The organism is Marinobacter shengliensis (assembly GCF_003007715.1).
GTDB lineage: Bacteria > Pseudomonadota > Gammaproteobacteria > Pseudomonadales > Oleiphilaceae > Marinobacter > Marinobacter shengliensis.
The window spans coordinates 77,271-100,993 of the sequence record NZ_PXNO01000021.1 but is presented as its reverse complement, the minus strand read 5'-3'; the positions used below and the strand labels follow the sequence as shown (position 1 = coordinate 100,993).

Here is a 23,723-nt window from a genome sequence, read left to right as displayed (position 1 = left end):
GCTTGCTTTTGAGGTGATTTCCATGAGTAAAACACATTTAGAACTTACCGGTGTTGAGATGGCGTTTGATACGCCGAAAGGGCCGTTCGTTGCCCTGGACAACGTGAACCTGAAGATCCAGAAAGGGGAGTTTGTTTCGCTTATCGGCCACTCCGGCTGTGGTAAATCGACGGTGCTGAACATTGTCGCCGGCTTGTTGCAGGCCTCCAAGGGTGGCTGTGTGTTGAACGGGCATGAGGTGAACTCACCGGGGCCGGAGCGGGCGGTGGTGTTTCAGAATCATGCGCTGATGCCTTGGCTGACGGTGTATGAGAATGTGGAGCTGGCTGTTCGGCAGGTGTTTCGCAAGTCGATGAACCGTAAGGAGCGCCGGGACTGGATTACCCATAACCTGGAGCTGGTGAATATGGCCCATGCCGCCAATAAACGGCCGGGGGAGATTTCCGGGGGCATGGCGCAGCGGGTGGGGATTGCCCGGGCGTTGGCGATGAAACCGAGCGTGCTGCTGATGGATGAGCCCTTCGGGGCCCTGGATGCGTTGACCCGGGCACATCTTCAGGATTCGCTGATGGAGATTCAGCAGGAGCTGAACAATACGGTGATCATGATCACCCACGATGTAGACGAGGCGGTGCTGTTGTCGGACCGCATCATCATGATGACCAACGGGCCGGCGGCGACGGTGGGGGAAGATCTGCACATTGATTTGCCTCGGCCGCGTAATCGGGTGGCGTTGGCGGATGACGCCAAATATGTGCATTACCGGCAGGAGGTGCTGTCGTTCCTGTACGAGAAACAGCGCAAGCTGGAATCCCTGAGCAGCCGGCGGGCCGCCAGTGCCTCCACGCAGGGTGGGGAGAGTGCAAAGGTGGAGAAGGAGAAACAGCCGGCATCTGCCTGAGACTGCACGGCACCGGGGCTACTTTGCCCCCGGTGCCATCAGGGATGGTGTCAGCCCAGAACGCCGGCCATGGAGACCAGGGCCCGGGCCACATCGGGTAATCGCTTGCCCTGATCCATGGCCAGCTTTCGCAGCAATCGGTGGGCTTCGTCGTTGCTGATGTCACGATGTTCCATCAGTAGCAACACGGCCTTTTCCTGGGTGCGCCGGTCTTCCAGAGCTTCTTTTGCACTTTGCAGTTCTTCAGACATCTGGCGCAGGCGGCGGGTTTGCTCCTGAACCAGATCAAAGATGGATCTGCCTGACTGTTGCCCGACACCGTCACCGGCCCAGGCATCTGCCGTACTCGCATCTACTCCATTATCGCAGACCACCAATACCGGCATTGTCGAGGCGTTCCGTTGTTCCAGCGAGCCCAGCAGAGTTTCCTGGTGAGCCAGGGAGTGGCGCGCCTCGGTGTAGCGTTCCACGCAACGGTGGTGGAAGGCGTTTTCCACGGAATCTTCGATTTTCTTGAGATCATCCATACGGTCGGTCATCAGGTTAAACCAGCGATCGGCCATTTCCCTGTCCAGGGATTTATAGGGTCCGACCGACACCGCCTTCTGGCGCATCCGCTCTATTTCCAGTTCCCGCGGGTGAGACCGCAGGGCCTGCCAGAGAGCCAGGCTGTCTTCGCTGGCAAAGGCAACAAATACCTCGAAACACCGTTCCTGCGCTTCAACCAGGTGCATCATGCGCCGTGACAGTGCGTTTTCGAAGTGGCCACTGGAGAATCCCGCTGAGCCTGCCGCCCGCTCCTGGCCACAGTATTCCTTACCATTCATCACGTGCACCATGGCCACCAGCAGGCCGGCAATGGAGGGTTCAGCAACGGTTTCGGCGGCTTCAAAAACCACCGTAATCAGCTGATGGATGGTGTCGCAAAACCAGTCCGTAGCATCCACCACGCTGGCTTCCTGCCCGACCACTTTCTGCCTGAACTCGGCCAGCTGATCGAGGCTATGAAGGGCACTGGCAATATGACCCAGCAGCGGGCTGCTGACCGGATGGGTAGTCAGGTCTTCCTGTATGTCGGTCAGCGCCTTACGGAAGATGACAGCCAGTTGGTCGTTCTCTTTCAGGATAACCGAACGCTCCCGGGCGAAACGCTGGCAACCGGACCCCAGATACAGGTTGGTAGCTCCCCGCTCCCGTTGCAGTCCGTGCACCAGGTTACCCACGCTCTGCACCAGCCGGCCCATCTGCAGAAAGTACTCCAGGTTGCGGATTTCGCACTGCCGGGAGGCCATCAGAAAGTCTGCGGCTGTGGCCGTCGCGGCCGTATTGGTCTGGCGTTTGCTGTTCATGGTGCAACTCCTGGTATCGGTACACAGCGGGTTCCTGTCTGACTGGACTGCAGCAATTAACAGGCCAGAACCACCGGCATCATCTTCGTGCGTTTCGCCCCATCCCGGGGCATCTTTTCTGCCCGGCACGGGTGCAATAGAGCCGCGATATCATCTAAGCAACTGAATTAAATGGAGTTAAAAAGTTGGCATGGAGATCGCTATGTCCTAATCAAGGACGACTGTCCCGGCCATGGAATCAGGCCGGACCATCAGATCATTGTTGTTGGCATTGGTGCCGGACCATCTGTTCTCTTCGGAGTGCATGATGCTCCGGCTTTTTTCGTTTGGTTTTCGGCAATTCGTTGAGTAAGGGAGCGCGCCTATGGAACACACACAGACCCCTGCGCTGGTGATCTGCGGCCATGGCATGGTTGCGCAGCGATTGCTAGAGCAACTGGTGGCCACAGGGCACCCGTTCAGCCGCATCGTGGTGTTCAACGGTGAGCCTTTCGCTGCCTATAACCGAATCCAGCTGTCGTCCTTGCTGGCGAATCAGGTCCGGGAGTCAGAGCTGGAACTGAAACCCCGGTCCTGGTTCCGCCAGCACAAAATCGAGGTCTATAACCGTGAGCCGGTCACGGCCATCGAACCGCATCAGCGCCGGGTGACGACCGCCAGCGGGCGCACGCTGGCTTACCACACCCTTGTGCTGGCCACTGGCGCCAGTCCTTCACGTCTTGGCCTGCCCGGCGAGGATCTGGATGGCGTGATGACCTTCCGGGATCTGACCGATACCCGCACCCTGATTCACCGGGCGCAGACACATCGCCGTGCGGTCGTCATCGGCGGCGGTTTTCTTGGCCTGGAAGCGGCCGAGGGGCTCAGGGCCCGGGGTATGGACGTCACGATTCTGCATCGCAGCGGTCACCTGCTGAACCGACAGCTCAATCCAGCCGCCGGCGAATTACTGAAACACCAGTTACAGCAACGGGGCCTCACCGTTCTGACCGGTACAGAGCCGACAGCGCTGCTGGGCAAAAACCAGGTCCAGGCGGTACAACTCAGCGACGGCACCGTGCTGGCGACGGACCTGGTGGTGCTGGCAACCGGTATTCATCCGAACAAAGCACTGGCAGAAGCCGCCGGCCTGGCCTGCGACCGGGGCGTACAGGTGGATTCGCAGATGACCACTTCCAATCCTCATATCCACGCCCTCGGTGAATGCTGCCAGTTTCAGGAACACACGTTTGGCCTCGTGGAGCCCGGCTACGAACAGGCGGCCGTGTTGGCCCGGCATCTCTGCCAGGTGTCCGGAAACCCGGGTTTCACACCGGGAGAAATCGCCACACGCCTGAAAATCAGCGACCTCCCCATTTTTTCCTGCGGGCCGATCACTCCGGGCCCGCACACCGAAACCATTGAGTGGCAGGACTACGCCCAAGCGGTCTACGGCCAACTGCTGGTGGAACACAACCGCCTGACCGGCGCCATTCTGCTCGGCGACACCAGCAGCGCCCCCTGGTACAGCGAGTTGATTCGTTCAGGCACGGATATATCCCGCTACCGGGACACCATCGCTTTCGGCAAACCCTATTGCGACGCAGCGGCCTGATCCGCTGCCATGAGAGAGGACAAGACTATGAGCAAACAGACCCTGATCGTGATCGGTAACGGCATGGTTGGCCATCACTTCCTGGAACAGTTCAGCCAGTCTCCGGCCGCCGACGCCTATAACATCGTCGTTTTCGGCGAAGAAAAGCAACTGGCCTACGACCGGGTGCACCTGTCGGAGTATTTCAGCGGCTCAAGCCATGCGGACCTGGCCATGGGCACCGCGGACTGGTATGCCGACCAGGGCATTGATCTGCACCTGAATGAGCCGGTGACCGGCATTGATCGGGACGCCCGGATGATCACCACACCCAAGGGCGAGTACCCCTACGATCAGCTGGTGCTGGCCACCGGCTCCTACCCGTTTGTCCCGCCCATTGACGGTAACGATCAGGAAGGCTGCTTTGTGTACCGCACCCTGGATGACCTGGACGCCATTCAGGCCAGCGCCCAGAAGGCGAAGACCGGCGTGGTGGTCGGCGGCGGTCTGCTGGGGCTGGAAGCGGCGAACGCGCTGAAAAGCCTCGGCTTACAGGCCCACGTGGTGGAGTTTGCTCCACGCCTGATGCCGGTTCAGCTGGACGATCAGGGCGGCGCCCTGTTACGCCAGAAAATTGAAGACCTTGGTGTGCAGGTGCACACCGAGAAAGCCACCACCGCCATTGTGCCGGGCAGCGCCGCGCGGCTACGGATGAATTTCTCGGATGAAAGCCATCTGGAAACCGACCTGATTGTGTTCTCCGCCGGCATCCGCCCCCAGGATACCCTGGCTCGGGCCTGCGGCCTTGAACTGGGCGAACGCGGCGGGATTGTGATCAACAACCAGTGCACCACGTCCGACCCGCACATCCACGCCATTGGCGAATGCGCGCTCTGGAACAACTTTGTCTTCGGCCTTGTGGCGCCGGGCTACACCATGGCCCGCACGCTATCGGCGGCGCTGAACAACGACGCCAGTGCGGCCTTTACCGGTGCCGACATTAGTACCAAACTGAAGTTGCTGGGGGTGGATGTGGGCTCCATCGGCGACGCCCATGCCAAGACCCCCGGCGCCCGTAACATTCGCTTTCACGATGAGCAGGCCGGCCACTACCGGCGCATGGTGGTGAGCCAGGACGGCAAGACCCTGCTGGGCGCCATCCTGGTGGGCGATAACGGGCCCTACGATACCCTGCTGCAATACGCCCTCAATGGCATTGAGTTGCCGGCCAATCCGGAAGCCCTGATTCTGCCGGAGAGCGAAGGCGGAGCCCCGGCCCTTGGTGCCGATTCCCTGCCGGATACCGCGTCCATCTGTTCCTGCCACAACGTTACCAAGGGCGACATCTGCTGCGCGATTGACGCCGGCTGCACTGATCTGGGCGGCGTGAAGGCCGAAACCAAGGCCAGCAGCGGCTGTGGTGGCTGTGCCGCTTTGCTCAAAAAGGTGGTGGACAGCGAGCTGGAGAAACGCGGCGTGGAGGTGTGCACGGATTTGTGCGAGCACTTCCCCTACACCCGCCAGGAGCTGTTCCATTTAGTGAAGGTGAACGGCATCCGCACCTTCCGGGGCCTGCTCAAGCAATACGGCAAGGGCCAGGGCTGTGATATCTGCAAGCCGACGGTGGGTTCGATTCTGGCCACCTGCTGGAACGAGCACATCCTGGCCACGGACCACGTGCCGCTGCAGGACACCAACGATACCTTCATGGCCAACATGCAGAAGAACGGCACCTATTCCATCGTGCCGCGCATTCCCGGCGGCGAGATCACCCCGGATAAGCTGATTGTGCTGGGCGAGGTGGCCAAGCAGTACAACCTGTACACGAAGATCACCGGCGGTCAGCGGGTGGACCTGTTCGGTGCCACCCTGAGTGAGCTGCCGGAGATCTGGGAAAAGCTGATCGCCGCCGGTTTCGAAACCGGCCACGCCTACGGCAAGTCCCTGCGCACGGTGAAGTCCTGTGTGGGCAGCACCTGGTGCCGCTACGGCGTGCAGGACAGCGTGGGCATGGCGATCACCCTGGAGAATCGCTACAAGGGCCTGCGGGCGCCCCACAAGGTGAAGATGGCGGTGTCTGGCTGCACCCGCGAATGCGCCGAGGCCCAGAGCAAGGACTTCGGGGTGATTGCCACCGAGAAGGGCTGGAATCTGTACGTGTGTGGCAACGGCGGCATGCGGCCCCGGCATGCGGATCTGTTTGCCACGGATCTGTCGGATGAGGAGCTGATCCGGACCATTGACCGGGTGGTGATGTTCTATGTGCGCACGGCGGACCGGCTGCAGCGGACATCGGTCTGGATGGAGAATCTGGAGGGTGGTCTGGAGTATCTGAAGCAGGTGGTGTTGGAGGACAGCCTGGGTATCGGCGAGGAGCTGGAGCAGCATATGGCGGATCTGGTGGATACCTATCAGTGTGAGTGGAAGACCGCCGTTGAGGATCCTGAGAAGCGCAAGCGGTTCCGGGAGTTTGTGAATGCGCCGGAGCAGAAGGACCCGGTGCAGCAGTGGACTTCAGAGCGGGGGCAGCGTCGGCCGGTTTTGGAGGTGGTTTCTTCGTAGCCTTCTGTTTAGGGGCGGAGCGCGGGGGCCGGATTCATTTTCTTCTGGAAAAAATAACTCGCTTTGCTCAGACATCTTTTTTCCTGCCAGAAAATGAATCCGGCCCCCACGCTCACAAACATTAGTGGGATAGGCAACTGACTTAGATTGAAACTTGGGAGACTGTTTATGAAAGCTCGGACTTGTTGGGAAGCGGTTTGTACGGTGGACGATCTGGTGGCTGACTCCGGCATTGCGGTTTGGACGGAGGACGGGCCGGTGGCGGTGTTTTATCTGCCGCATCGCTTGCCGGCGTTGTTTGCGATCAGCCATACCGATCCGTTCAGCGGCTCGAATGTGCTGGCCCGGGGGATTACCGGGGATATCAACGGGGAGCCGGTGGTGGCGTCGCCGCTGTACAAGCAGCATTTCAGTCTGCGTACCGGGCGATGCCTGGAGGACGAGAATGTTGCGGTAAAAGTGTACCCGGTGTTGCTGGACGGGGATCAGATCCGTCTGGAGGTGCCGGTGGCTCAGGCGGCGTCGGTGGCCGCCTGAGATCTGAGAGACGCTTACGTCAGCTGATGAATTCGACGTTTTCTTCCAGCGGTGCCCTTGGGCTGGTGATCTGGTTCACCGGGCTGTCGGGGTTGGCGTAGCCGATGGCCATGCCGGCGAAGACTTTTCGGTGTTCGGGCAGGCCCAGGAATTCGCTGATGGTTTTTGGGTACACCGACCAGGATTCCTGGGCGCAGCTGTCGAGACCTTCGGCGCGCAGCAACAGCATGATGGTTTGCAGGATCATGCCCAGGTCTGACCACTGGGGCGGGCCCATGTTGTCGTCGACGGTGCAGAACAGGCCGACCGGGGCGCCGAAGAACTCGAAGTTGCGTTTGAACCACTCGAAGCGGGCGGCTTTGTCTTCCCTGGGGATGTCGAGCTGTCGGTACATGAGTTCGCCAATCTCGAAGCGGCGATCGCGGTAGGGTGACTGCAGTTTGGGTGGGTAGATTTCGTATTCCGGCACTTCGTTGAAGCCCTTGCTGACTTTCTCCCGCATCAGGGTTTTCAGGCGGGCCAGGGCATCGCCGGTAACCACGTGCAGGTGCCACGGTTGCAGGTTGCCGCCAGACGGGGCCCGGGTGGCGGTTTCGATCACTTTGCGAAGGGTGGCCTCGGAGACCGGGGTGTCCAGGAAATCCCGGACGGATTTACGGGATTGGACGGCTTGTTGTACATCCATTGAATACAGCTCCCAAAAAACGTCGTTGTTGTTTGAACAGGCTCAGACTGCCGCCCAGTATGGAGACCGTTTCAGAGCTTGACCACCCTCACTGGCGGGTTTAGTCTCCGGCAACATTACAAGGCCAATCGAGGGTGTTCGGGTCATGGAAGATCACAGTCAGTTTCGCCTGCTGTCAGAGCGGCGGTTCCTGCCGTTTTTTGTGACCCAGTTCGCCGGGGCATTCAACGACAACCTGTTCAAGAACGCCTTGCTTTTGCTGGTCACCTACACTGCCGGGGGCCTGTTCGGGTTGTCGGCGGATGTGGTGGTCAACCTCGCCGCCATGCTTTTTATCCTGCCGTTCTTTCTGTTCTCGGCCATTGCCGGCCAGGTGGCGGACCGGTTCGAGAAGTCTGCGGTGATCCGCTGGATCAAGTTTGCCGAAGTGGTGATCATGGGCGTCGCCGCCGTCGGGCTCTGGTTCGGCTGGTACGAGATGTTGTTCCTGCTTTTGTTCCTCACCGGGGTGCAATCCGCCTTTTTCGGGCCGGTAAAGTACGCCATTCTGCCCCAGGCCCTGAAGGATTCTGAGCTGGTGGGTGGCAACGCGCTGGTGGAGATGGGCACCTTTGTAGCCATTCTGGTGGGCACGCTGATGGCCGGCGTGATGATGAAAGCCCCGGTGCCGGGCCCGGTGATTGCGGTAGCCGTGGCTTTACTGGCCATCACAGGCCTGATCGCCGCGCTGCGTATTCCCAAGGCAGAGGCCGCCGCGCCGAATCTGAAGATCCGGTTCCGCCCGCTACAGGAAACCTGGAAGCTGATGGCCATCGCCCGGGATAATCACAATGTGTTCCTGAGCATTCTGGCCATTTCCTGGTTCTGGTTTCTCGGCGCCGCCTACCTGACCCAGTTCCCCAACTTTGCCAAAACCCACCTGATGGGCGACGAGACCGTGGTCACCATCCTGCTGGCCATTTTCACCATTGGCATTGCCGCCGGCTCCATTGCCTGTGAGCGGCTGTCCGGCCACAAGATTGAGCTGGGCATTGTGCCCATTGGTTCCCTCGGGCTCAGTTTCTTCGGCATTGACCTGTACTTCAACATGCCCGAGCAGCCCATCCCCTCAGACTGGTGGATGATCATCACCGATCCCCATTACCGCCAGGTAGCCATCGACTTGCTGGCCATCGGCATCTTTGGCGGGCTGTTTATTGTGCCGCTGTATGCCTATGTTCAGCGAGAAGCCTCGCCAGACACCCGGGCACGGGTAATCGCCGCCCTCAACATTTTTAACGCCTTGTTCATGGTGATCAGTGCTTTGCTGGCGATGCTGATGCTGGGCGTGATCGGGCTGAGCATTCCCGAGTTTTTCCTGGTGCTGTCGATCATGAACCTGATCGTGGCCGGCTTTGTTTATCAGCAGGTGCCGGATTTTGCCCTGCGCTTTGTGATCTGGGTGCTGTCCCACACCGTTTACCGGGTCAGCCATCATCACCTGGACAGGATCCCCGAAGAAGGGCCAGCGCTGTTGGTGTGTAACCACGTGTCCTACATGGACGCCCTGGTGATTGCCGGTGCCGTGCGCAGGCCAGTGCGCTTTGTGATGGACCACAACATCTTCGCAACCCCCATCATGGGCAGCTTCTTCCGGCTGGCCAAGACCATCCCGATTGGTCCTAAATCCAAAGTCCCGGAAATCTACGAAGCGGCCTTCGACCGCATTGACGAGGAGCTGGCCGCCGGCCATCTGGTGTGCATCTTCCCGGAAGGCAAACTGACCAAGGACGGCGAGGTGGATACCTTCAAGCCCGGTGTGGACATGATTCTGCAGCGCCGGCCGGTCACCGTCGTGCCGATGGCCCTGAGAGGCCTGTGGGGCAGTTTCTTCAGCCACTGCGGTGGCCCGGCATTCAGCCACCTGCCGAAGCGCTTCTGGTCCCGGATACACCTTCTGGCGGACCACCCCGTTGGCCCGGAGCAGGCCTGCGCATCGTTTCTGGAGGAAAAAGTCAAAGCCTTGCGGGGTGACCACCGCTGATCCCAACCACCGCGCAGTCGCCTGGGTAACACAGAACCGGGTTAATAAAGTCAATAAAGCCTGGGCCGACTTGCGCTAGTATCGGCCCATAGATCAATAACAAGGATTGCGCTGTGAAACCTCTGAGCCCCACCGACCAATTGTTTCTCTGGCTGGAAAAACGCCAGCAACCCATGCATGTGGGAGGCCTGCAGTTATTCTCGTTTCCCGAGGGCGCGCCGGATGATTATGTGGCACAGCTAGCGGAGGAGCTGAGGCAGAAATTTGAGGTGACGCCGCCGTTTAACCAGCGGCTGAGCTACAAGCTGGGTCAGCCAATGTGGGTGGAAGACGAACACCTGGACCTGGAACACCATTTCCGTTTCGAGGCCTTGCCAACCCCCGGCCGTATCCGGGAGTTACTGGCATTTGTGTCGGCGGAGCATTCCCATTTGATGGACCGAGAACGGCCCATGTGGGAAGTACACCTGATTGAAGGGCTTAAGGATCGGCAGTTTGCCATCTACACCAAGATTCACCATTCCCTGGTGGATGGCGTATCCGCCATGCGCATGGCCACCCGGATGCTCAGCGACAACCCGCAGGACACCGGTCTCCCCCCCATCTGGGACCTGCCCCGCAAGGCCCGGCCAGACCGGGACGACCCGGGCAGCTCCCTATGGCACAGCATCACCCACCTGCTGGGGATGTCTGGCAAGCAGCTGGGCACCATTCCCACGGTGGCCAAAGAGCTGCTGAAAACCATCAACCAGGCCCGTAAAGACCCGGCGTACGACTCCATCTTCCACGCGCCACGCAGCGTGTTGAACCAGAAAATCACCGGCTCCCGCCGTTTCGCCGCCCAGTCCTATTGCCTCACCCGCATCAAGTCGGTGTGCGAAGCCTACTGCACCACCATCAACGATGTGGTCACCGCCATGTGCGCCTCGGCTCTGCGCACGTATCTGATGAATCAGGATGCCCTGCCGGAGAAACCGCTGATTGCCTTTGTGCCTGTGTCCCTGCACCGGGACGACAGCACCGAGGGCAATCAGGTGGGGGTGATTCTCGCCAACCTGCATACCGACGAGACCAACGCCGGCCAGCGCTTGCTGAAGATCCATCATGGTATGCAGGAGGCAAAGGACCGGTACCGGCACATGTCGCCGGAAGAGATCATCAACTACACCGCGCTTACCCTGGCCCCCGCGGCATTCCACCTGCTCACCGGCATGGCGCCCAAGTGGCAGACCTTCAACGTGGTGATTTCGAATGTGCCGGGGCCGTCCTCACCCCGCTACTGGAACGGCGCCAAGCTGGAGGGTATGTACCCGGTGTCCATTGCCATGGATCGCATGGCCCTGAACATGACCCTGACCAGCTACAACGGCCAGGTGGAGTTCGGGCTGATCGGCTGTCGCAGAACCCTGCCAAGCTTGCAGCGGATGCTGGATTACCTGGAGGACGGCCTCGCGGAACTGGAGACCGCTGCAAGTCTCTGATCAGCCGATCCGGTCGGCGTGGTTACGCTCGGAGATCTGGCTGTTCAGGGTCCAGAAGTCGTACAGCACACCAATCAGGAACAGGCCGCCGGTCAGCAGGTAGATGATGCCGGTGATCCACTTGCCCATGTACATGCGGTGTACGCCGAACACGCCCAGGAAGGTAAGCAGTATCCAGCTGATGTTGTAGCTGATATTGCCATCCTGGAAGCGCTTGTCGGCCTCGCGGTCCATGCTCGGGATCAGGAACAGATCAATGATCCAGCCAATGAGGAACAGCCCGAAGGTGAAGAACCAGATGGTGCCGGTGATGGGTTTGCCGTAATAAAAGCGATGGGAGCCGAGGAATCCGAAGATCCAGAGCAGGTAGCCTATGATTTTGCTGTGGGTGTCTGGTTGTCCGTTCATCTTGGTTCCTTTTTTTGGATGGTGTTACTCCTGCCCTAGCCTGTGGGTTTGGGGGCGGGACTGGGGAGGTTGGATTATTTTTCCCTTGGAAAAAACAACTCGCTTCGCTCAGACATTTTTTTTCTGGCGGGAAAAATAATCCAACCTCCCCGTCCGTCAAAATATCAGGGCATAGGCGGAGAAAGACAACTGCGAAAACCAATACATAACACTGAAAAGAACGTTCAAAAACCGCTATGTGTTAATAGATACGCCTTCCAAAAGGTCAGCAGGGCGTGGGGTGGTCAGAGAATTTTTTCTGTGAAAAAGATGTCTGAGCGCAGCGAGTTGTTTTTCGCAGAAAAAATTCTCTGACCACCTTACGACCACGCTCCCAACCCAAAGGCGCAACAAACAAACTATCAAGGCCCCACCTCCGGAGCCGGGTCCGGCCCACCTTCCCGAAACTCGGAGGCGGACTTCCCGGTCCACTTGCGAAAGGCCCGGCTGAAGTTGGACAGGTCGGCATAGCCCAGCTCATAGGCAATCTCGCTGACCGACTGATTGGTATAACGCAACAGCTGTATGGCCCGGTCTTTCAGTACCGCCTCGACGATTTCGCGGTAGCTGGTGTCTTTCTCCGCCAGTCGGCGCTTGAGCGTTCGGGACGACACACAGAAACGCTCTGCCATGGCTTCCAGAGAGGGCAACGGCCCAGGCGTCATGCGCAGCATGTTGCGAATCGCGAGCACGATATCACCCTGTTCTTTCAACGCCTTTTGCAGTTCAAACTCGCACTGGTCCCGGGCCATGCGGGAGGCCTCGGCGTCGGCCAGGCGCATGCGCACATCAAGTAGTTTGCGGGGAAACACCAGCATTTCCTCCGGCTGGCCGTACTCAAAGCGCACCGGCAGTTGGCTCGCAAACCTAGAATAGTAGGCCGGCTCCGGGCCAGACAGGCGCACCGAGACCCCCGGCAACTTGCCGTCTTCCAGGGCAAAGCCGCGGCTTTCGGCATCGGCGCGGTCCAGGAGCTGTTCGGTTAACAGAATCAGGGTGGCGCTGACGGTTTCCGCCAGAAAACCGTAGAGCCCCGGCACATCGAATTCGGTGCACAGCTGCACCAGCACCTGATCACCGGCCAGGGATTGTTTCATACTCAGGAACGGGGCCCGCAACTGCAGGTAACGGCGCACCGAATCCAGAGCTCCCTCAAAGGTCGGGCTGGTCAGGGCGGCAAAACCGAGGGTGCCGTGAATGGTCAGCCGCAGTTCCTTGGCCAGGTGGAAGCTGAGGCCATCCTTTCCGGCCAGCTCCAGGGCGCGCTGGGCCATCAGGATGGCATCGGTTACGAAGATGCGGCTGTCGTTGGCCTTGAGGTCGTCGGCCGTGAAATCCAGCCCCTGGTAAAGGGCCCTGTCGTTGTGGCCAAGCTGACGAACCGTTTCACCCAGTACCCGCAGGTAAACGCCGGGTACCAGGAACAGCCCCAGCATTTGTCGTTCTTTGTCTGCACTGGTTGATGCCATGCGGTGTCCCTGATTGATATTTATCGTGTTTCTGACTCTATCAGAAGCCACCGCCACTGGCAGTGGGGCGGCTCGCACCGATTTACCTGTCTCCCGGGCCAATTGTGCGGCGCTTTTTGTCCCAATGTGAACGGTAGCCGTCCCAACCTCGCATTCTGAAACGCCGTTGACTCCTCCACACTGGGCCCATGACATCAGCCAAAGCGTTCAATCGCAGAGGAGTACAGACATGCTGACAACAACTCAAACAGACAAGCAAAACAAGGTTTCACATACACCGGACAATGTCTCGATCAAGCCGCAGCGCATGGGCTTTGAATTTGGAGAACAGGTACCGCGGTACTGGTTGGATAACAATTACCTGATCAGCCATACCATGAATGCGCTGTCGGTGCTGTTCCCCGAGGGCGAGCAGTTCTTTGTGGATTCGGTACGGGCGTTCCGGGGCCAGATTCAGGACCCCAAGCTGAAAGAGGAAGTTCGCGGCTTTATTGGCCAGGAAGCCATGCATTCGCTGGAACACATTGCCATGAACCAGCACGTGCGGGACCAGGGCATGCCGGTGGAGGAAATGGAGCGTGACCTGAAGGTGATTCTGGACGTGGCCCGCAAACTGCCCAAGCGCCACCAGCTGGCCATTACCTGTGCCCTGGAGCACATCACCGCCATGATGGCCGACATGCTGCTGGAGCGGGATGACGTGCGCGAGGATATGCATGAGAGCATGCGCCCTTTGTGGGTCTGGCACGCCATTGAAGAGACCGAACACAAGGCGGTGGCCTACGATGTCTTCCAGCAGGCTGGCGGCACCTACGCCGAGCGGGCGTTCTATCAGGTGTTCAGTACCGTCGCACTGGGCATTGTGGGTACCTGGTACACCGGCCGTATGATCATGCACGATCGCAAGCATTTCTCGTTGAAGGATGCCGCCAAGGGCATGTGGCGCATGTGGGGCAAGGACGGTGCGTTTTCCAGCCTGATTCCGACCTGGCTGGAGTACTTCAAGCCCGGTTTCCACCCCTGGGACAAGGACAACAGTGAGGTGATCGGTCGGTTCAAGGCGGAGATCGAGGGTTACATTGCGCCGCAGTATAAGAATGGGAATCGGCGGACCTTGCAGTAACGCTTGAGCCTCAGCGTGACTCCGGGGGGGCTGGAGTTACGCTGGCGAGCGGGTGGGGTAAGCTTTTCTTCCGGAAAAAACAACTCGCTTTGCTCAGACATCTTTTTTCCTGCAGAAAAGCTTACCCCACCCACTCTCCTGCTTGACTGGACTTTTTACTCTGGGCTCTTTTCGGCCCGGAGTGTTATTTTCCGCCTGCCGCTATCACTTCTCCCTTTTTCCACAGCCGCCACTCGCCTGGCTGGTAGACATCCCATTGTTCATCACTGGTCAGGGGTTCGGTGACGATCACACTGACAACGTCGTTGGGGGTGGTTTCGGATTCGAAATCGACGGTTACGTCGGCGTCTTTTAGGCGGGCCGGGCCGAAGGGGGCTCGGCGGGTGATGCTGGCCATTTTGGTGGTGCAGTAGGTGAACAGCCAGTCGCCGTTACTGAGCAGCAGGTTGAACACGCCTTCGCGGGCGTAGGTTTGTGACAGGCGCACCAGTCTCTCGACCACTTCCTCCAGAGGTGCATTGCGGTCACAGTGACTGCGCAGGTGGTTGAGAATGTCGCAGAACAGGGCTTCGCTGTCGGTGTCGCCCACCGGCTCGTAGAACCCCTCTGCGGCCCGAAAGTTGGAGAGCTGGCCATTGTGGGCGAAGACCCAGTAGCGGCCCCAGAGTTCGCGGATAAACGGGTGGGTGTTGGCCAGGCAGATTTCGCCGACGTTGGCCTGGCGGATGTGGCAGATGGCCACTTCGCTTTTGATCGGGTGGGTCTGGACCACTTCGGCCAGGCGGGAGCTGGCACTGGCGTCGGAATCGTGGAAGCTGCGAACGCCCTTGCCCTCGTAGAAAGATACGCCCCAGCCGTCTTTGTGGGGGCCGGTTTCGCCACCACGGCGGGTCAGACCGGTGAAGCTGAAGCAAAGGTCTGTAGGGGTGTTGGCGCTCATGGCCAGCAGTTCGCACATGGTGAATTCGGTCCTTGGCAGTCGTTGTGGTTAGCCTAAGGATACCCGATTCAGACCGTACCTCCAGCCACGGTTTTTTCGCTCCGGTCACGGTGCACCGGCCCCGCAGGGGCCACCCGATTCCGACCAGCGCGTTTGCCGGTATAGAGGCAGCGGTCGGCGACACAGAACAGGGTTTCGGCATCCTGGCCATGGTCAGGCCACTGGGCAATGCCGAAGGACGCCGTCACCCGGATACCGGCCTCACCGTAGTGTAACTCCCGGCCGGCAATGCGCTCTCGCAGTTCGTCCATCAGTTCAAATGCGTCTGCGGGTTTTACGTCCCGCAGGATCAAACCGAACTCTTCACCACCAAGACGGCCCACGGAGTCAGTGGTACGCAGGCGTTCGCTCAGACATTGGCCAATGTTGCGCAGCACGTGATCACCGGCATCATGGCCCAGTGTGTCGTTCACCAGCTTGAAATGGTCGATGTCCATCACCACCAGCGCAAACCCGCTGCCGTTGCGTTCGCATTCGGCAATCGTGCGGGCCAGGGTGGACTGGAAATTAGCCCGGTTAGCCAGGCCGGTCAGGGCATCGGTCTGGGCCATGTCGACCAGCCGTTGCTCGGCCTCCTCCCGGCGCTCCTCGTACATATGCATGAACACTTGCATAAGCACGCCGCACAACACCATGTTCAGCAGGTCAATCATGCCGTGGGCGGTGCCAACGGTTTCCAGGAAGAAGTAGTAGACAACAAGGCCGACGACCATGAACGGCACGCTCAGGATCATGCCTTCGCATTTACCCAGCAGCAAATAGGCCAGCACCGGCATCATCAACACCCAGACAAAGGCCGCGATGGAGGCATCCGGCAACAACATGATGACAATAAAGAATGAGAAGATAGCCACCAGGTAGGCGTAGATCCACTGCTGCAGGTGGGGCGTGGTCTTCAGCCGTTGCGCGCCGAAGAACAGTAGGCCGCTGGCAAGCAGTTCAATGGCAGATACCCAGGGGAATCCGTTGAAAAACTGAAGCACAGCAAACACCACCAGTGCAGAACCGGTGACAAAAAACAGTAATCTTGCGAGTGTACGGCGGTGATTGTCCCGCAAACCGGAGCGGCTGTGTTCCAGCGCCGCGCCCAGATCGGGATGCTTTGGCGTATTCATGCTGACTCTTCCCTGGATCAGCCTCAGAGTATAGCCCTTGAAGACTGGTTGTAAAATAAGCAATCGGTATTCAAGGGCCGGGGGTTAGAACCGATCAGACGTACAGGTTCTTTCTGGAGAAACGCTCCACCAGTGGCTGGTAGGCAGAACCCAACAGGCGATTGATGGCATCAATGCCCCAGGCATCCGGGCCCACCAGGATGCGGGATTCGTTCTTCAGAATGCCTTTGACGATGATTTCGGCCGCCTTGTCCGGGGTGGTCATGGCCAGCTTGTCGAAGCCCTTACGCTGGGCGTCGGCGTTTTCGGACTTGCCCATACGAGCGGCGTTGGCAATGTTGGTACGAATGCCACCCGGGTGCACACAGCTGACATGCACTGGCTGGTTCTCCAGCTTCATTTCCTGGCGCAGGGATTCGGTGAAGCCACGAACGGCAAACTTGGCGGCGTTATAGGCGCTTTGCTTGGGCACACCGATCAGGCCGAATACGCTGGAGATGTTCACCACGTGACCGTCGCCGGAGGCGATCAGGTGCGGCAAAAAGGCCCGTGTGCCGTGGGCGACGCCCCAGAAATCGATGTCCATGACCCACTTGAAGTCGTCGTCGGTCATTTCCCGCACCGTGGCAGACAGCGCCACACCCGCGTTATTGATCACCAGGTTTACCTGGCCGAAATCCGCCTTCACCTGCTCCGCATGGGCGTATATCTCGTCACGGTCAGACACGTCCAGGCGGTAGGTTTTGACACGGTTCTTGTCCAGGGTGGCGACGGTTTCCGCCAGGCCGGCTTCGTTGACATCCGACAGCGCCAGGCGGCAGCCCCGAGCCGCCAGGGCATGGGCCAGGGCACGGCCAATGCCGGAGCCTGCACCGGTCACCACGGCAACTTTGTTTTTCAGATCTTTCATGGCGGGAGCCTCTTGTTGTGGTCTTTCCAATTAAAGCAGCGTCTTGGTACTTCGCTACTTTAGAGAGCCACCCGTGCCAAACCTATGGCAGCGGACTCCGCCTGGTGCCGGCAGCGGGGCCAGTCAACAGGCTATTCCAGCAGGTTATCCAGAGGCTGGTCGTAACCCGGTGCGAAGACCTCCAGAAAGTAGCGCACCTCCGGCAATCCGTCTGCGTCCATCCGGGCGCGGATCTGGGCTTCGGCGGGCACGAATTCCGGGTTGCCGGCACGGATTTCCGCCCGGCACTTGAGCCAGGCCGAGAGCCGGTCAGCCGCCTTGATCAATTCCTTTTCCTGCTCAGCCAGCCGGGACTCCCGAACATAGGGCGAGAAGTCATCCCGAAGATCGGCCGGCAACAAGGCCAGTAACTCCGCTTCTGCCTTGTGTTCGATATCACCGAAGGCTTCCCGCATCACTTTCGAGTGATATTTCACCGGTGTCGGCATGTCGCCGGTGATCACCTCGGTGGCATCGTGGTACAGCGCGGCAGCCGCGATGCGGTCAGCGTTGACCTGACCGTCAAAATGCCGGTTGCGGATCAGCGCCAGCGCGTGAGCGATGGTGGCGACTTCCCAGGAATGAGTCGCCACATTCTCTTCAATGGCGTTACGCATCAAGCCCCAGCGCTTGATCCAGCGCAGACGGGAAACATAGGCAAAGAAGTGGCTGGCAGTGCGCTGTGTCAGACTGGCCATAGAACTACCTGATTCAATTAGGATTAACGAACGTCCAGCGTGAACTGCACGGTGACAAGCCCCTGTTCATCGGTGATGGCCTGGCGGGACGGCTCCAGGGTGAACAACTGGGCAGGGTCTACTTCGTGGGTTTCCTGCAGCAGGCGGCGAACCGCCAGACCCCGGTTGGTAGCCAGTTGCCCCAGGGCCTCTGGCGGCAGCGGGCGCTCACCCTCGCGCCAGGCTTGTTGTGCCTGGGCCCAGGCTTCGTCGGTCAGTTCCTCGCCCCGGGCTTCCATCCGGGCGCGCAGTAGCGCCAGGGCGTCAGCTTCCGGATTCACGCCGCCGCGAACGTTCAGCACCAGCTCAGGGCGCTCCCTCAAAGCCTGTGCCAGGGCCGACAGTTTGGCGGCCTCACCCTCTGCCAACTCAACGCTACCCGGCACAAAACTGACCTCGCCCAGGTCTTCACTACTGAAGCCCGCCAGATCAGCCAGGGAGCCCAACATGCTGAAAGGGGATGCAGCGGCTTTCACCAGTAGGTTCACAAAGGCGCGCATGACGATCTGGCCGACCCGAAATTCCGGATCGGCGATATCACCCTGCACCGGCAAGTCGACCTCAATGAGGCCACGGCGGTCTGTCAGCAGCGCGAGGCCGAGCTTGACCGGCGCGCTGATGGCCTCATCACTCGGAACGGCCTGACCCAGCTCCATACGGTCCAGCACTACCCGGTTTGAGGCTTTCAGGCGGGTGCCGGTGAACGCATAGTCCAGATTCATTTTGAGCTTGCCCGAGTCGACGGCGTAGCCCAGGTATCGGCCGAAGTAGGGTGACAATACCGGCAATGCCAGATCCTCCATGGCCAGGCGAATGTCGCTGGTATCCTCGGTGCCCAATGCGCCCAGCGTGCCTTCAAAGGTGACGGGGGCAACGCCTGCGAGTCGGCCCTTGAGGTTCACCCGTCCTTGCTGTGGCGGCACATTACTGATGCCGCTGACCGCACCGGTGAGATGATCAAAGTTGGTACTGAACGGCGGCTCCAGTGTGCGATCGGAATAACCGACGGCGCCGTCTTCAACCACCAGTTGATTGATCCGGAAAACAAACTCCGGTTCGCCGGAGCTGGCTTCGGGGCCTGTCGATTGCGCTGATGCAGGCTCACTGCCGGTATCTGGCTGCCCGCGAACGATCCGGGCCAGATTGTGCACGCTATCAAATGAGCGAACGACGTTCAGCGAGGGCCGTGCCAGGGTTACCGTGCCGATTTCCAGCCTTGGCGGGTAAACATTGAATTCGATTGGCGCCAGGCGCAGGGTACGCCAGCCCAACATGGAGGCATCGCCATCAGGCAGCCTTAAATCCAGGTTTGCGACCTCGCCGGTGCCGCTGAACGTACCAGTCATCGGATCGTCCTGGCTGTCCAGGTCCAGGTTGCCATCAAAACTCAACTCACCGCTGGCCAACGCCAGGTTGGCCGCTTGCTGCAGGTATGGCTCCATCACCGCAAGCACAAGATCGGAACCGGATACTGCCGCCTCCAGCGTGAACGGCGCCGGTGTCAACTGGCCGTTGGCGGCGACACGGCCACCACTGGCAAGCGCTGAACTCAGCCGGTAGCTGACGGGTTCATCCAGGCGATCCGATAAACCGCCCAGGGTTATGTCCAGATCCACCAGTTCCAGCTCCGCCGCCTGCTGTGGCACCTGATCCCGCCAGCGCACCCGCCCGTCAGCCAGCTCAAAACCCTGAACCGACCAGCGAAACGCCGGTACGCCGGTGTCCGGTGGCTCGCCCTGGCCTTCATCGGCAGTGGCTTCTGCCATAGTTGCCAGCCAGTCAATCTGACCCTCGTTGTTGCGGACCGCGGCAACAAAGGGTTGATCGAGTGTGATCATACCTACGCGGACTTCTCTGGCTGTCAGATCAAAGCCGATACCATCAACCTGGATACCGGAAGTGGTCAAGCCCGGTTCCTCATCCCCGGCATCCAGGGCCAGGGCAAGGTTCTGCACAGTCAGCTTGCCCTGGGACGTGATCAGCTCAAACGGCTCGCCGCCCGCCAACTGGTAATGGGACTCGATGGTCACGGTGCCATCCCGTAACTGCCACGGCAGAAACGGCTTCAGAAAATGCGCCAGGGTGTCATGCTGCACGTCAGACACTTTCAGGCGGCCTTCGGAGTACAGTGGCGTTACGCTCAGCTCGCCGTCCCACTCAATGGTCTGGTCACCCAGGGCAGCGATCACTGAATACTGACTGCCACCGGTCTCCCTTGGCCAGGTGGCCAGCTCGTTGATGGACAGGTCGAGCGGGGTAATACGGAACTCTGCCGGCTCCGCCTGGCTGAAATCCCGGAACAGCAACTCGCCGCCATCGATCGCCAGGTGCTGGAAGTACAGCTTGGGTATCGCGCCTGCCTCATCCCCGGCTTCGGCTGCGGCTACGGGTTCCTGTGCGAGCTCATCTGGCCGGGAGGCCTGCCAGTCGCGGGCAAAGTTGATGCTATAGTCATCCAACAGATCCAGCCGGATGTGCGGTTCCTGCAGGCGAATGTCCTGGAAATGGACGATCCCCCGGAACAGGGGAAAGAAACCCAGATTTACAAACAGGCGATCAAACCCGACCACTTTTTCGCCGGCACGGTCGTCCGCAGACAACCCCGTTATATCCAGGGTCAGGGTGAAGGGGTTTACCCGAACTTCCGACAACTCAGCCTGCCAGCCCATCTGCTGATTCAGCTGTTCCGGCAAAGTCTTTTCGAGCCACCAGGGCAAAGCCAAAAAGCCTGCGAGGGCGTACAAGCCAAACAGAACGACCGCTACAATAGCCAGGTTTCTGGGCAAACGACTGGGGGAATGACTCCGGGCCACGAAACTCTCCTTGATCGAGGGCGAACACACGGGGCTGCCTGCACCCCCTGCCTGACACTAGGATAGTCCGCCCGGTAGTCCTTTGTCAGCCGCTGACACGCCAACGTGAACCCGTTATGCTTGAGTGCCGTACCTGTAGACACTTAGCGGGTTACGCAGCAAGACGAGGAGAGGTGAATGGACATCGGCGATATGCGTCGGGATTTTGAAAGTGAGGGGCTGGACAGGGAACACCTGAATGACGACCCAGTAGCCCAGTTCCAGGCCTGGTTTAACGATGCCCGTAGTGCCGGGATTCTGGAACCCAACGCCATGTCACTTGCCACCACCGGCTCTGACCAGATGCCGGACTTGCGCACCGTGCTACTGAAATACTTTGATAGCCAAGGCTTTGTTTTCTACACCAACTACGGCAGCCGCAAGGCCAGAGAACTGGACGAAAACCCAAGGGCTGCGCTGCTGTTCCCCTGGATCGGTCTGAACCGCCAGGTACGTATTCAGGGAAAGGTAGAGAAAGTCAGTAAGGCGGAATCCCTCAGGTACTTCGCCTCCAGACCCCGTGGCAGCCAGCTCGGTGCCTGGGTTTCTGAACAGAGCAAGGCGATTACCTCAAGGGGGCTACTGGAACAAAAGGTGGCGGAGATGAAACGCAAGTTCAGCTCCGGTGAAATACCCTTACCCAGCTTCTGGGGCGGTTATCGGGTGGTACCGGAACGCATCGAGTTCTGGCAGGGACGGCCAAGCCGACTTCACGACCGTTTTGAATACGTGAGAGAGGCCGATGGCTGGACCATCCAACGACTCCAACCCTGATCGTCCCAGTATCTGGCTGTGCCACCAGATCAACCGGGATGTTCCCGAAGCTCCGGCCTGGATGACCGGTTTCGAGGCTGAAACACTGGCTCGGCTGGCGGGTACTCGCCGCCAGGAGTTCCTGACCAGCCGCTGGCTACTCCGGCAAAGCCTTGCGCAAACCAGCGACCGTGCACCAGAGTGCTGTCTTCCCGTGGATGGGCGACCAAACCGTGCCGTTTATCCGGAAGGCCATTATCTCTCATTGAGCCATAGCCGGGGTCTTTGCGCCGTAGGCACAGACACCTATCAGCTGGGTATCGACATCGAGCCAAGCCAACGCAGGCCGGATTGGGTCGCCGTTGCCAGACGCTGGTTCTCCCCCATCGAACAGGAGTGGCTGTTTCGCGCCGATGACCCCTTCAATTTCCTTAAAGTATGGACCCTGAAAGAGGCCTGGCTCAAGGCAACCGATCGTGGCATTGCCGGCAACCTGCAAACCCTTGAAGTTCGCAACCAATTTGAGCTCTATGGCGATCAGCCAGACCAGACCTGGCTGGCCAGTTGCTTCTACGTGGAGGGTTTTCTGGTAACGTTGGTCTATCGAGGCAGGGATCAGGGCGGCCCGGGCAGTTGGCCGGGTATCACCTTGCTGGAACCACCCCCGGATGACTACAACCTGGCACTGGCGGGTACCCAGGAAGCAAGTTGGGAACCCATGTTCCACAGGGTCATCCGGTCAAAGCGATAACCGGGACTCACTGTTATGACCCAAGATAGCGAACGCTGCCCCTGGTGTGGCACCGACCCACTCTACGTGCATTACCACGACACCGTCTGGGGCCGCCCGGAATACGATGACCAGGCTCTGTTTGAAAAGCTGTGCCTGGACGGCCAGCAGGCCGGCCTGAGCTGGATTACCATTCTGCGTAAACAGCAGGGCTATCGCGACGCCTACGCCGGTTTCGATCCCGAGGCCATTGCCAGGTTTACCGAGCAGGATGAAGCCCGTCTGATGCAAAACCCGGAAATTATCCGCAACCGGCTGAAAGTGCGTTCTGTGGTCACCAACGCCCGCAGTTTTCTCAAACTTCAGGAGCGTGGCATCGAGTTTTCCACATTTCTTTGGCAATTCGTGGACGGCAAGCCAATCCAGAACCACTGGCAGCGCTTTGAGGAGGTCCCAGCCATCACAAAAGAATCCGAAACCATGTCAAAGGCGCTGAAGAAGGCTGGCTTCACTTTTGTGGGCCCAACCATCGTCTACGCCTTCATGCAGGCCACCGGCATGGTCAACGATCACCTCGTTCATTGCCCCGCCCATCACGAGTGCTTTACGCTGTCACAATGATCTCACCCGGGTGGTTGCACGTAAGTTCCTTGGTAGCACCATTTCGGGAGCCAATCCGTGCGCATCACCCTCAACCAACTCAGAAATCTCGAGCAGCCGGTCATTGAACTGCTGGAGATCATCTCACTGGAAGGCCAGCATTACATGGCCAGACTCCATGGGCCGGAAGGCCTGATGCTGTTGTCTGACGACAATGGACAAACACGCCTGTTTCGTAGCGCCTGGCAGCTGCAGGACACCCTGAGCGATCTGGACGTGCGTGAAACCCAGATTGTTCACCCGTCCGCCTACCATGAAATGGTGGGCATGGAGCCAACAGAACTCGAACCCATGCGGATACAGGTTCAGAGGCAGCGGTCGTGATTGCAGTTGCCCGTCTCGCCATCCTGGTCGGCATAGCCGGCCTGATACCGTTTCTTGCAGGAACCGCCGGCCTGTTTGCAATGCCGGGGAAAAGCATCATCATCCTGAGCTGGTTCTACGCGTACAGTGCGGGCATTCTCGCGTTCATGGCCGGCATTTACTGGACCATCGCACTGCAACTGGAGAACCGCTCCTACCCCCAGTCACCACTGGTGTCGATGTTGCTCAGCCAGTTGTTTTTCGTCGCCGCCGGCGTAGGGCTACTATTACAAACGCCCCACAAGATTGCCCTGTACACCACCGCCTACCTGCTGCTGTACATCGTAGACGCTCGCTGGATGCGGCCCTACTGGCCTGCATGGTATCTGCGACTGCGCCTGGTGCTGACCACCGTGGTGCTGGTATGCCAGGTGACCGTCGGCGTGTGGTTCTATCTTAGTCACGGTGCCTGAG

General features: G+C 59.4%; 21 protein-coding genes. 12 read left to right on the top strand and 9 right to left on the bottom strand.

The annotated features are described in order from the left end of the window. Positions 1-22 precede the first annotated feature (22 nt). On the top strand, positions 23-901 hold the full coding sequence (locus C7H10_RS06605; RefSeq protein WP_106694242.1) for an ABC transporter ATP-binding protein: 879 nt from the start codon (positions 23-25) through the stop codon (positions 899-901). Between the two features lie 50 nt (positions 902-951). Here the strand turns inward: C7H10_RS06605 and C7H10_RS06600 are convergent, their stop codons facing one another. Then, complete coding sequence (locus C7H10_RS06600) at positions 952-2,250, bottom strand: nitrate regulatory protein (RefSeq protein WP_106694241.1); 1,299 nt, start codon at positions 2,248-2,250, stop codon at positions 952-954. Positions 2,251-2,614: 364 nt separating this feature from the next. Here C7H10_RS06600 and C7H10_RS06595 point away from each other — a divergent pair, with 364 nt between their 5' ends. The 3 genes from C7H10_RS06595 to nirD all read left to right on the top strand — a co-directional run bounded on the left by C7H10_RS06595 (position 2,615) and on the right by nirD (position 6,922). After that, positions 2,615-3,844 (top strand): NAD(P)/FAD-dependent oxidoreductase, encoded by a 1,230-nt coding sequence (locus C7H10_RS06595; protein ID WP_106694240.1) that lies wholly within the window; start codon positions 2,615-2,617, stop codon positions 3,842-3,844. 27 nt (positions 3,845-3,871) lie between these two features. Continuing rightward, complete coding sequence (gene nirB / locus C7H10_RS06590) at positions 3,872-6,385, top strand: nitrite reductase large subunit NirB (protein WP_106694239.1); 2,514 nt, start codon at positions 3,872-3,874, stop codon at positions 6,383-6,385. A 168-nt stretch (positions 6,386-6,553) separates the two neighbouring features. Next, positions 6,554-6,922, top strand: a complete 369-nt coding sequence (gene nirD / locus C7H10_RS06585; RefSeq protein ID WP_106694238.1) for a nitrite reductase small subunit NirD — start codon at positions 6,554-6,556, stop codon at positions 6,920-6,922. A gap of 19 nt (positions 6,923-6,941) precedes the next feature. On the opposite strand, the gene C7H10_RS06580 is transcribed toward nirD, so the two are convergent. Beyond that, the gene (locus C7H10_RS06580; RefSeq protein ID WP_106694237.1) at positions 6,942-7,607 is read right to left on the bottom strand and encodes a nitroreductase; all 666 of its coding nucleotides are present in this window, start codon (positions 7,605-7,607) and stop codon (positions 6,942-6,944) included. A 145-nt stretch (positions 7,608-7,752) separates the two neighbouring features. Between C7H10_RS06580 and C7H10_RS06575 the strand changes: the two genes are divergently transcribed. Together C7H10_RS06575 and C7H10_RS06570 are read left to right on the top strand one after the other, a co-directional pair. Next, entirely contained in the window at positions 7,753-9,630 is a 1,878-nt protein-coding gene (locus C7H10_RS06575; RefSeq protein WP_106694236.1) for an MFS transporter, read from the top strand. A gap of 113 nt (positions 9,631-9,743) precedes the next feature. Then, entirely contained in the window at positions 9,744-11,111 is a 1,368-nt protein-coding gene (locus C7H10_RS06570) for a WS/DGAT/MGAT family O-acyltransferase (RefSeq protein ID WP_106694235.1), read from the top strand. Here C7H10_RS06570 and C7H10_RS06565 read toward each other — a convergent pair whose 3' ends face one another. After that, positions 11,112-11,519 carry an NINE protein gene (locus C7H10_RS06565; protein WP_106694234.1) on the bottom strand — a complete coding sequence of 136 codons (408 nt, stop codon included), beginning with the start codon at positions 11,517-11,519 and terminating at the stop codon, positions 11,112-11,114. 401 nt (positions 11,520-11,920) lie between these two features. Next, the gene (locus C7H10_RS06560; RefSeq protein WP_106694233.1) at positions 11,921-13,027 is read right to left on the bottom strand and encodes an AraC family transcriptional regulator; all 1,107 of its coding nucleotides are present in this window, start codon (positions 13,025-13,027) and stop codon (positions 11,921-11,923) included. A 229-nt stretch (positions 13,028-13,256) separates the two neighbouring features. Here C7H10_RS06560 and C7H10_RS06555 point away from each other — a divergent pair, with 229 nt between their 5' ends. Then, positions 13,257-14,150, top strand: a complete 894-nt coding sequence (locus C7H10_RS06555; RefSeq protein WP_061331283.1) for a metal-dependent hydrolase — start codon at positions 13,257-13,259, stop codon at positions 14,148-14,150. Between the two features lie 184 nt (positions 14,151-14,334). On the opposite strand, the gene C7H10_RS06550 is transcribed toward C7H10_RS06555, so the two are convergent. From C7H10_RS06550 to C7H10_RS06530, 5 genes are all read right to left on the bottom strand, one after another. Then, positions 14,335-15,108, bottom strand: coding sequence for a class II glutamine amidotransferase (locus tag C7H10_RS06550; protein ID WP_106694232.1), 774 nt, complete (start codon positions 15,106-15,108; stop codon positions 14,335-14,337). Between the two features lie 50 nt (positions 15,109-15,158). Beyond that, positions 15,159-16,265 (bottom strand): GGDEF domain-containing protein, encoded by a 1,107-nt coding sequence (locus tag C7H10_RS06545; RefSeq protein ID WP_106694231.1) that lies wholly within the window; start codon positions 16,263-16,265, stop codon positions 15,159-15,161. Between the two features lie 94 nt (positions 16,266-16,359). After that, entirely contained in the window at positions 16,360-17,175 is an 816-nt protein-coding gene (locus C7H10_RS06540) for an SDR family NAD(P)-dependent oxidoreductase (protein WP_058092851.1), read from the bottom strand. 131 nt (positions 17,176-17,306) lie between these two features. Further along, positions 17,307-17,912 carry a 5'-deoxynucleotidase gene (gene yfbR, locus C7H10_RS06535; protein ID WP_106694230.1) on the bottom strand — a complete coding sequence of 202 codons (606 nt, stop codon included), beginning with the start codon at positions 17,910-17,912 and terminating at the stop codon, positions 17,307-17,309. 23 nt (positions 17,913-17,935) lie between these two features. Beyond that, the gene (locus C7H10_RS06530; protein WP_106694229.1) at positions 17,936-20,764 is read right to left on the bottom strand and encodes a DUF748 domain-containing protein; all 2,829 of its coding nucleotides are present in this window, start codon (positions 20,762-20,764) and stop codon (positions 17,936-17,938) included. 177 nt (positions 20,765-20,941) lie between these two features. On the opposite strand from C7H10_RS06530, the gene pdxH reads away from it, so the two are divergent. The 5 genes from pdxH to C7H10_RS06505 are packed head-to-tail and all read left to right on the top strand — an operon-like array spanning position 20,942 to position 23,722. Beyond that, on the top strand, positions 20,942-21,577 hold the full coding sequence (pdxH, locus tag C7H10_RS06525; RefSeq protein WP_106694228.1) for a pyridoxamine 5'-phosphate oxidase: 636 nt from the start codon (positions 20,942-20,944) through the stop codon (positions 21,575-21,577). Then, positions 21,546-22,307 carry a 4'-phosphopantetheinyl transferase family protein gene (locus tag C7H10_RS06520; RefSeq protein ID WP_106694227.1) on the top strand — a complete coding sequence of 254 codons (762 nt, stop codon included), beginning with the start codon at positions 21,546-21,548 and terminating at the stop codon, positions 22,305-22,307. The genes pdxH and C7H10_RS06520 overlap by 32 nt, the downstream gene beginning before the upstream one ends. A 15-nt stretch (positions 22,308-22,322) precedes the next feature. Then, positions 22,323-22,907 carry a DNA-3-methyladenine glycosylase I gene (locus C7H10_RS06515; protein WP_106694226.1) on the top strand — a complete coding sequence of 195 codons (585 nt, stop codon included), beginning with the start codon at positions 22,323-22,325 and terminating at the stop codon, positions 22,905-22,907. 57 nt (positions 22,908-22,964) lie between these two features. Further along, the gene (locus C7H10_RS06510) at positions 22,965-23,270 is read left to right on the top strand and encodes a DUF6482 family protein (protein WP_106694225.1); all 306 of its coding nucleotides are present in this window, start codon (positions 22,965-22,967) and stop codon (positions 23,268-23,270) included. Then, positions 23,267-23,722, top strand: coding sequence for a DUF3429 domain-containing protein (locus C7H10_RS06505; protein ID WP_106694224.1), 456 nt, complete (start codon positions 23,267-23,269; stop codon positions 23,720-23,722). The genes C7H10_RS06510 and C7H10_RS06505 overlap by 4 nt, the downstream gene beginning before the upstream one ends. Position 23,723 lies beyond the last annotated feature (1 nt).

Excerpts from the sequence above, each read along its gene's own strand:
- C7H10_RS06605 (WP_106694242.1), top strand. The coding sequence starts at position 23 with ATGAGTAAAACACATTTAGAACTTACCGGTGTTGAGATGGCGTTTGAT.
- C7H10_RS06600 (WP_106694241.1), bottom strand. The coding sequence starts at position 2,250 with ATGAACAGCAAACGCCAGACCAATACGGCCGCGACGGCCACAGCCGCA.
- C7H10_RS06595 (WP_106694240.1), top strand. The coding sequence starts at position 2,615 with ATGGAACACACACAGACCCCTGCGCTGGTGATCTGCGGCCATGGCATG.
- nirB (WP_106694239.1), top strand. The coding sequence starts at position 3,872 with ATGAGCAAACAGACCCTGATCGTGATCGGTAACGGCATGGTTGGCCAT.
- nirD (WP_106694238.1), top strand. The coding sequence starts at position 6,554 with ATGAAAGCTCGGACTTGTTGGGAAGCGGTTTGTACGGTGGACGATCTG.
- C7H10_RS06580 (WP_106694237.1), bottom strand. The coding sequence starts at position 7,607 with ATGGATGTACAACAAGCCGTCCAATCCCGTAAATCCGTCCGGGATTTC.
- C7H10_RS06575 (WP_106694236.1), top strand. The coding sequence starts at position 7,753 with ATGGAAGATCACAGTCAGTTTCGCCTGCTGTCAGAGCGGCGGTTCCTG.
- C7H10_RS06565 (WP_106694234.1), bottom strand. The coding sequence starts at position 11,519 with ATGAACGGACAACCAGACACCCACAGCAAAATCATAGGCTACCTGCTC.
- C7H10_RS06560 (WP_106694233.1), bottom strand. The coding sequence starts at position 13,027 with ATGGCATCAACCAGTGCAGACAAAGAACGACAAATGCTGGGGCTGTTC.
- C7H10_RS06555 (WP_061331283.1), top strand. The coding sequence starts at position 13,257 with ATGCTGACAACAACTCAAACAGACAAGCAAAACAAGGTTTCACATACA.
- C7H10_RS06550 (WP_106694232.1), bottom strand. The coding sequence starts at position 15,108 with ATGTGCGAACTGCTGGCCATGAGCGCCAACACCCCTACAGACCTTTGC.
- C7H10_RS06545 (WP_106694231.1), bottom strand. The coding sequence starts at position 16,265 with ATGAATACGCCAAAGCATCCCGATCTGGGCGCGGCGCTGGAACACAGC.
- C7H10_RS06540 (WP_058092851.1), bottom strand. The coding sequence starts at position 17,175 with ATGAAAGATCTGAAAAACAAAGTTGCCGTGGTGACCGGTGCAGGCTCC.
- yfbR (WP_106694230.1), bottom strand. The coding sequence starts at position 17,912 with ATGGCCAGTCTGACACAGCGCACTGCCAGCCACTTCTTTGCCTATGTT.
- pdxH (WP_106694228.1), top strand. The coding sequence starts at position 20,942 with ATGGACATCGGCGATATGCGTCGGGATTTTGAAAGTGAGGGGCTGGAC.
- C7H10_RS06520 (WP_106694227.1), top strand. The coding sequence starts at position 21,546 with ATGGCTGGACCATCCAACGACTCCAACCCTGATCGTCCCAGTATCTGG.
- C7H10_RS06515 (WP_106694226.1), top strand. The coding sequence starts at position 22,323 with ATGACCCAAGATAGCGAACGCTGCCCCTGGTGTGGCACCGACCCACTC.